9 protein-coding genes are annotated in these 12,510 nt (G+C 66.4%); 2 read left to right on the top strand and 7 right to left on the bottom strand.

The features are described 5' to 3' along the window. Nucleotides 1–7 precede the first annotated feature (7 nt). Complete coding sequence (locus tag LDL49_RS51550) at nt 8–256, bottom strand: hypothetical protein (RefSeq protein WP_225302298.1); 249 nt, start codon at nt 254–256, stop codon at nt 8–10. Nucleotides 257–597: 341 nt separating this feature from the next. Here LDL49_RS51550 and LDL49_RS51545 point away from each other — a divergent pair, with 341 nt between their 5' ends. Further along, nucleotides 598–1,785: a hypothetical protein gene (locus tag LDL49_RS51545; protein WP_225302297.1), complete on the top strand. Its 1,188-nt coding sequence runs from the start codon at nt 598–600 to the stop codon at nt 1,783–1,785. Between the two features lie 63 nt (nt 1,786–1,848). On the opposite strand, the gene LDL49_RS51540 is transcribed toward LDL49_RS51545, so the two are convergent. Beyond that, nucleotides 1,849–2,145: a transposase family protein gene (locus LDL49_RS51540; protein WP_225302296.1), complete on the bottom strand. Its 297-nt coding sequence runs from the start codon at nt 2,143–2,145 to the stop codon at nt 1,849–1,851. 558 nt (nt 2,146–2,703) lie between these two features. On the opposite strand from LDL49_RS51540, the gene LDL49_RS51535 reads away from it, so the two are divergent. Continuing rightward, complete coding sequence (locus tag LDL49_RS51535; protein WP_225302295.1) at nt 2,704–3,945, top strand: hypothetical protein; 1,242 nt, start codon at nt 2,704–2,706, stop codon at nt 3,943–3,945. Between the two features lie 518 nt (nt 3,946–4,463). Here the strand turns inward: LDL49_RS51535 and LDL49_RS51525 are convergent. The 5 genes from LDL49_RS51525 to LDL49_RS51505 form a co-directional block, all read right to left on the bottom strand. Next, on the bottom strand, nt 4,464–4,982 hold the full coding sequence (locus LDL49_RS51525) for a Tn3 family transposase (RefSeq protein ID WP_225302314.1): 519 nt from the start codon (nt 4,980–4,982) through the stop codon (nt 4,464–4,466). 712 nt (nt 4,983–5,694) lie between these two features. Then, on the bottom strand, nt 5,695–7,926 hold the full coding sequence (locus LDL49_RS51520; RefSeq protein WP_225302294.1) for a hypothetical protein: 2,232 nt from the start codon (nt 7,924–7,926) through the stop codon (nt 5,695–5,697). A 334-nt stretch (nt 7,927–8,260) separates the two neighbouring features. Beyond that, on the bottom strand, nt 8,261–9,742 hold the full coding sequence (locus LDL49_RS51515) for a glycoside hydrolase family protein (protein WP_225302293.1): 1,482 nt from the start codon (nt 9,740–9,742) through the stop codon (nt 8,261–8,263). A 293-nt stretch (nt 9,743–10,035) separates the two neighbouring features. After that, nucleotides 10,036–11,334: an MFS transporter gene (locus LDL49_RS51510; protein WP_225302292.1), complete on the bottom strand. Its 1,299-nt coding sequence runs from the start codon at nt 11,332–11,334 to the stop codon at nt 10,036–10,038. Further along, nucleotides 11,321–12,475: an aminotransferase class V-fold PLP-dependent enzyme gene (locus tag LDL49_RS51505; protein ID WP_225302291.1), complete on the bottom strand. Its 1,155-nt coding sequence runs from the start codon at nt 12,473–12,475 to the stop codon at nt 11,321–11,323. The genes LDL49_RS51510 and LDL49_RS51505 overlap by 14 nt, the downstream gene beginning before the upstream one ends. Nucleotides 12,476–12,510: the final 35 nt, after the last annotated feature.

Raw genomic sequence — 12,510 nt, 5'->3', positions numbered from 1 at the left:
CTGCGGCCTATGCGTCGTTGATCTCCGAGCGGCTCGTGGTCAGCGCGCTGACCCTCCGGGCGAGCACGGCCGCCTTGGTGGGATCGAGCAGCCACCGGCTCACGTGCGCGTGACAACGCAGCAGGGCGGGAGCGACGGCCATGCCGAGCGCGGCGGCGAAGAAGCGGCCCCCGCGCCCGGCGCGCTGGTGTTGGCCAAGATGGTCGGCACCGCGCGCAAGGCGGCCTCTGATCTGACGTGGTAGCTGGTGGCGCACCTGCTGACGGTGGAGGTTCGCTCCGATCCGGGGCGGATGCTGCTGGTGGATGCGGGGGTGGGGATGACCCGGCTGGAGTGGCTGGTCAGGCTGGCCCGGGGTGCTTGGCGACCTCGGTGAAGACCGCGATCGACAAGCTGACCTGGTTGCGCGCGATCGACGCCCACTGCCCACCGGCGCCGACCGCCAGGTCGCTATCAACAAGTTGACCGTGGACGAGTAGCGGGAGGCACGTCCGTTACCACCATCCCGGTGATGAATGAACCACGGTGGGCTCCAACCTGTTCGGCATCCTTGTGGAGATCGACTTCGTCGCCCATAGGAGCACATAAGGTCAGAGCGTGGATAGTTCGCTCTACGTTCTCGTCGAGGACCTGCGCGGTGAGGGCGTTGAGAAGGTGCTCAATCGTGTGCGGGAGTGCGGCGTGGCCGGGATCACGGTCGGCGCCGTCCATCACGGGTCCCGCGATGTCACCCCGCACGGGCTGTCCAAGCTGACCCTGCGGCATGACGGGGCACATTTCGACCTGCCTGATGACCTGTTCGCCGGGCTTCGGCTGGTGCCGCCGGCCGGTTACACCGACGCCTTCGACGGCCTGCTCGAGGCCTGCCGGGCGCGCGGGCTGAAGCTGCACGGCCGGACGGTGTTCCTGCGCAACGGCACGCTCGGCGCTCAACACCCGGACGTGATCGTGCGCAACTGCTTCGGCGACCGCGGCTACCCGACCGACCTGTGCCCGGCCCATCCCGAGGTGCGGCAGTACGCCGTGGCCCTGGCCAGGTCGGTGGCCAGGCTCGGGGTGGACAGCGTGGTCGCCGAGGGACTGCACTACCGGCCGCTCAAGGCTGAGCGCTTGTTCGTACCGCTCGGGCCGATGGACGCCTACCTGATGGCCCTGTGCTTCTGCGGCTTCTGCATGGCGCGGGCGTCCGATCTCGGCGTTGACGCCGACATGGCGCGCGAGGAGTGCGCGCGGATCGTCGGTGGCGTCCTGGACGGTGACCCACCGGCCGAGGGCGAGGTGACCAGGGCCGCCCTGACCGCCTACGCGGGGCCGGACGTCGTCAGCTACGCGGGCGCCCGCTGCGAGACCGTGACCACGCTGGTCTCGCAGGTGGCGGACGCGGTGGCGAGCGAGGGGTCCAAGCTGGTCTTCGTCGACCCGACGGGCGCGGTGAAGGGCTACCGAGACGGCCTGCCCTCGCCGGTGCTGGCCGCGCACGACGCCTGGCAGCTCGGCGTCGACCCGGTCGCGCTGGGCGACCTCGTGTCCTCCTTCGCCGTGCTCGCCTACGCGCGCGACGCCGCCCGGGTGGCCAACGACGTGGGCGCCTACCTGCGTTCGGTGGGCAAGGGCCGGGAGGTGCGCGCCGTGCTACGCCCCGGCTACCCCGACAGCGACTCGGCTGAGCGGCTGACCGCCAAGGTGCGCGGCGCCCGGGCGGCCGGCGCGCAAGCTATCGACTTCTACGCCTACGGCCTGGCCAGCCACCCCGTGCTCGACCGCATCCCCCACGCGCTCAGCTGACTCCGCGTGCCGGGAGGCGGTGGCGTCCGCGAAACCATGGAAACGCTTAGGGCCTGCAGAGAATTAACACGCCGAGTTGATCTTGTTTGGAACGGCGCCGATACTCATGGCGTAGGTGATGAGGTCTGCTGCGGAGTAGAGGCGTTTGGGGGCGGGGGTGATGGTGTAGCCGGCCTGTTCGGGCAGGGGCCGGATCTGGCGGATGGCTCGGTTGGCCGTCATGAGGGTGACCTCGAACAGTTCGGCGAGGACCGCTTTGGGCAGGCCGAGACGGTGGTGCAAGACAGTGAGCAGAAGGCGTTCGGGGAGGGTGAGGACGGGGTGACGGCCGGTCCCAGCCGCTACAGCCGACGGGGCCACCGTCTACATGAAGACCTCAAGCGGAAGTCCGTGATGTCTGAGTGGTCACCCGCCGACAGCTCGACCTGCACTCTGCCCGATCAACCCTGTGGCTCTCCCATGAGGTGATGTCGCCGACCAGCTTGGTGCCCGGCCGGGCGGCGGTGAAGTCGCGGCCGACCAGGTCAGGGATACCGCGGAAGTCGCCCGGCACGGTGGTCGCCGGCCGGAACGCCCGTTCCGGCGATCGGCCTGGCTATTCTGCGCTCCATGGCACTGATTCTGAGATGGGCACCGTGATGCCGGACTGGACCTATCATCCGCTGCGCGGGCTTGCCGCTGCACTGCTTGGACTGCGACGATCGCAACGGGCCGCTCTACGGGCGTTGGCCACGTTGGCCTCGTTGCCCGGCGGGCGCAGGGTGATCGAGAGCGTGTCCGGTCATTCGGCGCCCCCGGCGGTGTTGGCCGGAACCGATTGCCGGCATCGATGTGGCAGCGCGGCTGGGTGCGGTGGTGCCACCGGCGACAGCGCGTGATGCGGTCCGTGCATTGCCGACGCAGGGTGCCGGTCTGATCATGGTGGCGCCGATCGGCCGGGACGAGGTTGATCTGGTGCGTCAAGCGGTCGTCGGCCGGCGGTGTCCCGTGTTCGTGCGTACGGCCGATCCTGCGGTGGCGGCGGCGCTCAGTTCCCATGTCGACGCGGTGTTGACCGACGACGCGGATGTGATCGAGCTGACCACTCCAGCCATCGCCGATGCCTTGGTGGCACTGAAAGACGGCGCCAAGGCTGTTGCGGCGACCCCGGCAACACTGGTCGAAGCGGGGCCTGGCTGGTTTCAGCGGGTGGCCGAAGCGGCCACGCCGACGTGCCCGTTGCCCGGACTGCGTGAGGTGGGTCGTGATCCGCGACGGTGGCCTGCCTGGTGGTGGGGACTGTGGGTGGGGATCGGAATGATCTGCGCTGGCCTGGGCGCGGCCATCATCACTCTTGGTCCGGTCCTGCTCTGGTACGACCGGGACTTTCTCGGCCTGGACCTGCATCAGGTGCACGGCACCAACCACAACCTTGTGCACTTCCTGCAGCACGACAGGGTCACCATGGCAGGCACGATGGTGGCGATCGGAGTCCTCTACACCGGGTTGGCCATCGGCGGCATCCGGCGTGGGTGGCCATGGGCCCGGAATGCCTACCTGACCTCCGGGTGCATCGGATTCCTCACCCTGTTCTACTTCCTGGGATTCGGCTTCGTGGAGCCACTGCATACCGCGGTCACCGTCGTGCTCGTCCCGATGTTCGTCCTTGCCACCCGCCGGCCCCCTGCTCGTCCACAGTGGACGTTCATGGCAGAGGGGCCAGAACACCACCGGCGAAGGGCTCTGCTGGGCCAACTTCTACTGATTATCACGGGCCTGGGGCTGTTCTCCGGTGGTTTAGCGGTGTCCATCGTGGGGCTCACCCATGTGTTCGTCCCCAGTGACCTGGCCTTCCTCCACACCTCGCCCGAGAACCTCCGCGCCGCAAGCCCGCACTTGTTGCCGTTCATTGCACACGACCGGGCAGGGTTCGGCGGTGCGTTGATGGCCGCGGCCGCGGCGATCACCTTGCTGAGCGCCTGGGGATGGCGCCGCGGCGAGGCATGGGTGTGGTGGTCGCTGACACTGGCTGCGATCGCGGGGTTCATCCCGCCCACACTGGTGCACGTCCAGATCGGCTACACCGACTTCTGGCATCTGGCTCCGGTCTACCTCGGGATCTGCCTGACCACCCTTGCCGTCGTCCTGGCCCGCCCCTACCTGTGTGCGCGCCTACCCTAACGGCCGCGCCGCTGAGACAGGACATGCCGAGACTTGTGGCTGGGCCCGTTTCCTCGCTTGATGGCTGCGGTTCCCCCAAAGAGGCTTGTCGGCGATCGATTTGGACGGCTCGGCGGGCAGGTCCCGTGGCCAGCGCACTGCCATGTCCCCGATCTTCGACAGGCGAAGCACACTGGCCGTGCTCGAGAACCGGGCGTTCTTCGTGATCGGATGGCCAATTCCCGGTTTCTGCGCCGCGCCGAACGCCGGTTGAGGACAGCGTGGAACGACAGCACAGCAGGCCCGCCCTGTCCCGTCGGCGAGCTTTCGCGAACGGAAGGTTCGTTCTCAGCCTTGGAGGAACACTGCCCGGCCAGGACCGTAGAGGAGAACGCCCATGCCCCGGAGGAAAAGGCCAGCGCGTCGGCGCTCCGGCTCGACGAACTCGATGGAGGAGGAGAAGGACTCCAAGCTCGAGGCAGAGAAAAAGGCCGAGCCAAGGAGCTCGCGGCGGCGGAGAAGAAGAAGGCTCAGCGCCGTCAGCCGGCTGAGCGCCGTGAGCGAGCTGACCAAGAAGACCGAGCAGGGACGACTGCTATGAATGTGTCGAACGCCCCCAAGGAGGTGTCGACCCCCGAGACGACGACCACGACCGTCTTGAATTGGTTGGGGTTCGGGAACAAGTCCTCTAAACAGACCGGTGGTTCCGGCCCCACCCTCCCGCGTCCTCGGTCCCGTACGCGAGAACGGCCTCCTGCCCGAGCCTCTGGCCGCGGCGTTGTCGCGCATCCGCCCCGGCAGCCGCATGGCGTCGATCTGCACGGCGTCCTGGCCAACTCGCCGCGCATACCGAACCTGATGTAGTCGTTGACCCCGTTGTAGTTCTCCACCACGTTCAGCCCGGACTCGGTCTCATGCTGCAGGTCCCGGTCACGGAGCCAGCGAGCTAGGACAATGGTTCTCTGGGCACACCCCACCTCCAGCATCGCCGAGTAGGCCGGGTGAGTGGTCTCGCCCTGGAAACGGCGTAGCAGGGGGTGCTGGCTGTAGATGGCCATCGCTCCAGCGGTCTCGACTGTCCAGTAGATCAGCACGCCCCGTTTGGCCCGCTTGTACCGCGAGTGGTGCTCGGTGAAGATGTTCATCGTCCCGACTGCCCCGCAGCTGGGACATGCCACCGGCGCCCCCGCTGGACGTGACATGCACCACGATCGCCCCGGCCCCGGCCTGAACGCTGCCGATGACCAGGCCGGGCAGTTGCGGGAACACCAGCCCCGCAAGATCCTGCCCGAGAAGCGAGCGGCGGTCAGGTCATGGCACTGCCGGGCGGGGCACCAGAGATCCCTCGATGTTTGGCTGCGGAGAAGGACCGGTCGGCTTGGACCCAGTCGATGCGGACGATTGTAGTACTCCTTGCCTCACTTGCTGGGGCCCGGACGGCTTGCCTACGGCGTCACACCAACCCGGCAAGTGGAAACTCACACCGGTCAAGAGCGAGGCGAATTCTGGGGTGCCGCTCTCCTCGCCATGCAGGCGGACCCTCTGCTTTGTGAACCGAGCAAAAGCAGACGGGGCAGATCCGCATGACGACACGGATCTGCCCCGACGTGATACCTGTTGAGCGAGCGACACTCGATAACGAGCAGCGCGCAATCGCACAATGTCAGCCCGCTGGGCTGAAACGCCGCTGAGCGGTCACGAGGAAAGCTCATCTTTTAGCGTGGTGCGCATCTCATGGGAGTTCACACAACTGATGCGACATGCTTGGGACTATGCCAGGGGGATGGCGTCGATAACCCGTGCTGGCACCACCCATACGTTTGTGGACGTGCCCGTGGTGACTCGGTGGCCGTTTGTCATGATCCACACAATCGTTGAATCGGGTGCCTTGATCCGTGTGCCATCAGCGACGGTCGTTGACATCGCATCCCACACCCGCGCCGGGATCTTCTGCAACGGCTTTGTGCCGTAGCCGGTCTCGTCACGCTCGGCACCGCTGATGAAGGGCACCTTCGCCCCACCAACGACCGCACCCTCCGACGTACTGCCACTCTTGCCGATGCGCGTGCCATCAGCGACGGTCGTTGACATCGCATCCCACACCCGCGCCGGGATCTCCTGCAACGGCTTTGTGCCGTAGCCGGTCTCGTCACGCTCGGCACCGCTGATGAAGGGCACCTTCGCCCCACCAACGACCGCACCCTCCGACGTACTGCCACTCTTGCCGATGCGCGTGCCATCAGCGACGGTCGTTGACATCGCATCCCACACCCGCGCCGGGATCTCCTGCAACGGCTTTGTGCCGTAGCCGGTCTCGTCACGCTCGGCACCGCTGATGAAGGGCACCTTCGCCCCACCAACGACCGCACCCTCCGACGTACTGCCACTCTTGCCGATGCGCGTGCCATCAGCGACGGTCGTTGACATCGCATCCCACACCCGCGCCGGGATCTTCTGCAACGGCTGGGAGGCATAGCCGGTCTCGTCACGCTCGGCACCGCTGATGAAGGGCACCTTCGCCCCACCAACGACCGCACCCTCCGACGTACTGCCACTCTTGCCGATGCGCGTGCCATCAATGATCTGCGTTCTGATCTCGTTGAACGCTCGGGCGGGGATGGCGTGGACCTTTGAGGCCCAGTCGGTGCCGTAGCCGGCATCGATGACTTCCTGCTCGGAGGCGAAGTTGACTCGAGCGGCGCCCACCATGGCGGCCACCGGTGTGGGGCCACCGTTGCCGGCGCCCTGAATCAGGGTGCCGTCCTCGGGGACGGTGGGCATGGCGTTGAAGTGCCGGGTGGGTACCCCGCGTACCTTCGAGGCCCAGTTCGCACCGTGCCCGACGTCGATCACCTCCTGGGCGTTGGCGAAGTTGATCCGCGCCCCTCCCAGGACCGCTGCCACCGGTGTGGAGGTACCGCCAGCGGTGCCCTGAATCAGGGTGCCGGTACGCGGGATAAAGCCGATGCGGTTGTAGCTGCCACCGGAGATGGCCACCACCTTGGAGGTCCAGTCTGTGCCGTAGCCGGTGTCGATGACCTCCTGAGGAGTAGCGAACGGCACTAGTGCGCCGCCCAGAGTCATGGCCACGGGAAGGTCGGTATTGCCCTCCTTGGCTTGGACAAGAGCTCCGTCAGCCGGCTCCTGGCTCATATGATTACGGGCGTCGATCGACCAGTCTGAAATCTTCACCGGAGTGCCGCAGGAGACCGGAGCAGCGCAGGAATCCTGCCAGATGGGGGCGCCGCCAATGAAGATGTATACCCGGCCGCGTTGGTCGACGGCGGAGGCGCCGTTGCGTGGGGTGGCGGGACCGGCGTCGATGACACTCTGGGTGGTCGGGCGGGGAGTGGTGTTGCAGATCCCGTCGTTACATGTGGCCTGCCACACTGGAGCGCCGCCGACCATCTTATAGATGCGGCCGGTGTCGGTGGCGTGCAAGAGCGTGCCATCAGAAACGCTGCGTACGTCGGTTACTGGCACTGGACCTGGCGCCGGGCCAGCGGTCCCGGAACCGGGGGGCTGGCCGTAGCCGCCGCCACCGCCCTGAAGCATCGTGCGGGTGCAGCGGGTGTCAGGGCTCAGCCAAGCGCAAATGATCGACGCTGTCGGGATTTTGGCAGAGCGATAACTGACGATCGTGCCGCTCGAGCACCACCAAGTGCCCAAAATGTTGAAACGGACGGTGTGATCGATGTTTTTATAGGCCACCCGGGTGAACTGCACGTAAGGCTGCACGTACCCGGTCTTACCTGGGGGCACTTTAAGCTGCGCCCCGGCGGTGGTCGCGGTTTTAGTCGCCACGGTCGTGACTACTCCAGCCGAGCGGGAAGCACCAATCACTCTGCTGATCTCCAGCGAACTGGTCACGCTGGTCTCCACCGACAGTGACTGCTCCTCCAGCACTGAATAAGGGTAGGTTTGCTCACTAGAAGTGCCGTTCACGAATATCTGCTTCACACCTTTGGGCTCCACGCCCGCGCCCGCCGTCAGAATCTCCACGGTAGCGTCATCAGGCTGTGGTCCCCCACACGGATAGCCAGGGGTGACGGGACCGGCAGCGGCCGCAGGCGCTTGCGCGGCCACGTTTGGCGTTATGGCTGTCACTAACGCGGCCAAGCCGACGACCCAACGTTTCCAGGTTCTCATGATATCCACTTCATTTCTAGCCTCCGCATAAGCAGGCTGTATATTCGTTCGAATTGAGCCGGCGAGCGCCTGCTGGATGGTAGGCGGGTAGTTGGTATTTCTGATGGGCCGCACCGTGTGCTCGGCGGTGCGTATTTCGGCTGTCCGGACATGTTGGCTGTCGCGGACTCAGCGCTGGTCAGCTTGATCAGGCCGGGCGGAGCGTAGGGCCCTTCGGGTAGCTGTCGTATTGCTGAAGGGCGAGGTACTTCACCCATGACCCGTTGAGGGCGAAGAGTCGATCATCCGTGACCGGCCAGAGCCGCCCATCGTCCAGTACGTAACCGGATGGCCTGCCGGGGGATCGCACAGCCGACTGGCGGCTGTGCAGTGAAGCGCCGTACGGGATTCGATGGAAGGTCTGAGACGAGACGTCGACCCTGTTGCTGGTCAGCGCCGTGTAGACAGCGGCTTCCTCGAGCTGCAGACGGCGACCGCTGATGACCAGCGTGGCCGGCAGGCCCGGGCTCGCGATGCCGTAGCCGTCGAAGACGGCCGCCACTTGAGCGCTGGGCAGTTGATCGCACGTGCGGCCGGTGAGCAGGTCGAAACCGAAATGACCAAGGGTGTGCGGCGGCGCGCCGGTGGTGGATTGCACCACGTCGATGGGGACGCGGCCGCACTCACCCTGACGGGTGACGCCGGCATGCTTGTCCGGCCGCGAGGCCAGGCCGGGCCCCTCACTGTAAGTGCCGGTGAGCAGCCCATTGGGATAGGGGTGGACGCGCAAGTCGGTGCGGTCGAGGAACTCCAGAACCGTCCCGGTGGAGTTGGGGCCGTTGCTGGCGACGATGAACGCTTGGAGCGCGTCAGAGTACTGCCAGTCTACGGAGAAGCCGTTGAGCACCATGAAGCTGCGGTCGTTGTCCACCGTCCTTGGCTGCCAGCCGCTCGCGGTGAACACCTCCACCCCGCTCTGGAAGGCGGGATCGGCCGAACGCCAGACGAACTGCCCGGCTCCGTTGCTGAGCGCGCCGCTGCCGGTAGTGTCGGTGAACATCAGGTAGAACTTGCCGTCGAGGTAGACAGCGCTGGGCTGGCCAGCTCCGTACTTGTTGTCTCGGTCGACGTCGAAGGCCGGGGTGATGATCGGCCGCCCCTGGTTCAGGCGCTGCCAGGAGATCCCGTCAGTGCTTGAGGCCACACCGATCTGAGTCAAGGCAGGCGAGTTGTCTCGCGAGCCGCCGTAATACATGTAATAGGTCCCGTCGACCTTCAGCACCGACGGGTCGCAGGTGTGCTGATCCCATCCCGTCGTCCCATCGAACACTCGCCGCTGGGGAGCGCCGTCAGAGGCCAGAAAAGGTCCACCCGGCGAGGCCGACTCGGCGTAGAGGATGTCATCGCCCGGTATGGTGCCGCCGGAGAGCTGGCTGCACCACCACATCCGGTAACGCCCATCGACCATCACCGTCGGCGCGTAGTCATACACGTTCCGAGAAATCAGCCCGCCAGGATGAGAGCGGTAGGAATCAGTTGGCAGCGCGCTGGACATCGTGGCCGCCGAAGCATGGGTTGGGCCGCCGAGGATCCCTGCTAGTACACAGGCCGCGACAATCCCGCGTGTGATCAGTTTCAAGTAGGTATGCAGCTTTCTGAAGAGGAGGTTGTGCGGCACCTCCCACGGCATTGGGTGATGCCTGGCTGCGGATGGGAGTCCGGCCTGCTGCGAGACATCCTCCCATTCGCAAAGCACCACAGAACATGTCTAAGCTGCCAATACGCGGAGGTTCCCAGACAAATCGCCTTGCGAGTGTCTGTGGACCGTCCCGGCGAAGTTGGAGGCTACACAGGTTGAATACGTAGAGTCTTAGCCTCGCGACGGACTTGGCCGAGGTGGTCGGCTAAGTGGGCGACAGTGACCAGACAGCGATCTGCCCGCCCAGAACCAGCGCTACGTCGGCGACATCACCTGTCTCCCCGTCAGTGAGGGCTGGTTCCTGTATCGGGCGACGGCAGGGTGCGGAGCCGGCTTACCGGGGAGACGATGAGCCCGATCACTATGGCGGCCGAGCCGATGGCCGCCATAGTGAGCGCGCCCTTGGCGCCGACCGCACCGGTCAGGAGGCCTGCGGACAGACCGCCGAGCGCGCCGCCGCCGAACAGCAAGGTGCGGAAGACCGCAGTCATCCGGCCCATCATCGCCTGCGGGGTGCTGGTCTGGCGCAGGCTGACGATGATGACGTTGGCGACGCCGAGGCCCAGGTAGGTGGCAAAGAAGGACAGGACGAACATCCCCACCATCACCGGCCTCGGACCGCCTGCCAAGACGATCAGTGCCGGGCCCAGCAGGAGAGCCGTCTGCGCCACGAGATAGACCCGCCCGAGCCGGAATCGCGCGATGATCTTCCGGGAGATCATCGCGCCCATCAAGCCGCCGACGGAGGCCGTCGCGAAGACGCCACCCAGGGTTGTGGAGTCCAGCTGCAGGTCACGCGTGCCGTACAGCAGGAACATGGTCCAGACGGTGACCATGGAGAAGTTGCAGCAGAACCCGACCAGGGCCAGCGCGCGCAGGATCGGGTTGCCGAAGACCCAGCGCAGACCCTCGCGTAGTTCGGTCAGCAGGCGTCTGCGCGCCGTAGGCGGTTCTGGGCGTGATTCGTGCGTGCGGATGAGTAGCAGGGAGCCCAATGACACCAGGTAGGAGAACGCGTCGACGACCAGCGCCACCGGCGCGGTCACCGCACTGATCAGGGCACCGGCGAGCCCGGGACCGGCCACGTCAGCCGCTGACGAGCTGATCCCCATCTTGGCGCCGGCCTCAACGTAGTGCTTGGGGTCCTTCACGAGGGTGGGCACGAAGGACATCCAGCTCACGTCGAACAGCACCGACGCGACCCCGATGACACAGGCGATGACCAGGAGCGGCGCCATGCTGAGGACGTCCAGCCAGGACAGGACCGGGATCAGCGCGAGCAGGACCATCCGGGTGAGGTTGGCCCACACCATGACAGGCCGCCGCCTGACCCGGTCGACCCAGACCCCGAACAGCAGAGCGAGCCCCAGGTAGGGGGCGAGCTGCAGGAACCTCAGGAGACCGACCTGCTCGTCGGTGGCGTGGAAGGCGTAGATCGCGGTCAGCGGCAGCGCAAGGTTGGTGACCTGGGTGCCGAGCAGCGACAGAGTCTCGCCGAGCCAGAACTTCAGGAAGTCGCTGTTGCGCCACAGTCCTTCCCGAGCGGCGGCATCCGGATCGGCGAGAGGTTCAGCGGTCGTCACTGCCGCTGCCCGCGACGCTGAGGTCAGCGACCGCCGCGACGACCTGGTCCACTTCCTGTTCGGTGTTGTAGTAGTGCGGTGACAGGCGCAGGCACCAATCGATGTCCTTGTCGCCGAAGTCGAACTGCGCGAAGTGGCGGAAGCTGAGCGCCGAGTTGATGCCGCGGGCGTCCATGGCGGCCTTGAACGGGTCCGGCTGCCAGCCCTCGATGGCGAAGGTGACCAGGGCGCCCAGTTGCTGGCCGTGGTCGAGCACGCGTATCCCTGGCAGATCGGCGAGCCTGTCGCGCAGGTCGGCGGCCAGGGCGGGGGTACGGCGGGCGATGGCGTCCATGCCGACCTGGCGGGCATAGCGGGCGGCGGCCGCGCAGCCGAGGAGGATGGCGTAGGGGAACTCCCAGTCCTCGAACCTGGCTGCCGTCTCGACGGGCTGGTAGCGGCCCGGCTCAACCCAGCGGGCACCGTACATGTCGATGAACAGCGGCTCGTAACCGGCGCGCAGGACGCGGTCGGACACGTACAGGAAGCCGGAGCCGCGCGGGCCGCGCAGGAACTTGCGGCAGGTGGCGGTGAGCAGGTCACAGCCGATCTCCGCGACGTCGATCGGGTACTGGCCGACCGACTGGCAGGCGTCGACCAGGTACAGCAGATCCAGGTCGCGGCAGTGCCGGCCGATCTCAGCGACCGGCTGGACCAGGCCGGAATTGGTGGGGATGTGGGTGGCGGCGACCAGCCGGGGCCGGTGCTCCTTCATCAGTCGGGCCATCGCCGCCACATCCACCCCGCCCTCTGGCAGGTCGGGCGCGTGCACGATTCGCACACCGAACCTCTTGCTCAGCGACAGGAAGGCGATCTGGTTGGAGATGAAGTCGTTGCGGGTGGTGAGGATGACATCATCGGGCTCGAACGGGATCGCCGACAGAGCGGTGGAGAAGGCGTGGGTGGCGCTACCGGCGAACGCGATGTTCTCGGGAGCACAGTTGATCAGGGCGGCGGTCTCGGTGTAGAACTCGCGGACCTGCTCGGCGCGGGCGGCCGAGGCCTCGTAGCCACCGATGCTGGACTCCAACCGCAGGTGGTCGACCATCGCGGCCAGCACCGGCGTGGCCAGTAGACCGCAACCGGCGTTGTTGAAGTGCACGACGTTGTCTGCACCGGGAGTGTCCGCGCGCAGGG

Source organism: Nonomuraea aurantiaca (assembly GCF_020215705.1).
Taxonomy (GTDB): domain Bacteria; phylum Actinomycetota; class Actinomycetes; order Streptosporangiales; family Streptosporangiaceae; genus Nonomuraea; species Nonomuraea aurantiaca.
The sequence above is the reverse complement of the archived record's forward strand: the minus strand, read 5'-3'. Positions and strand labels throughout refer to the sequence as shown.

Excerpts from the sequence above, each read along its gene's own strand:
- LDL49_RS51525 (WP_225302314.1), bottom strand. The coding sequence starts at position 4,982 with ATGGCCATCTACAGCCAGCACCCCCTGCTACGCCGTTTCCAGGGCGAG.
- LDL49_RS51515 (WP_225302293.1), bottom strand. The coding sequence starts at position 9,742 with ATGCCGTGGGAGGTGCCGCACAACCTCCTCTTCAGAAAGCTGCATACC.
- LDL49_RS51535 (WP_225302295.1), top strand. The coding sequence starts at position 2,704 with ATGGTGGCGCCGATCGGCCGGGACGAGGTTGATCTGGTGCGTCAAGCG.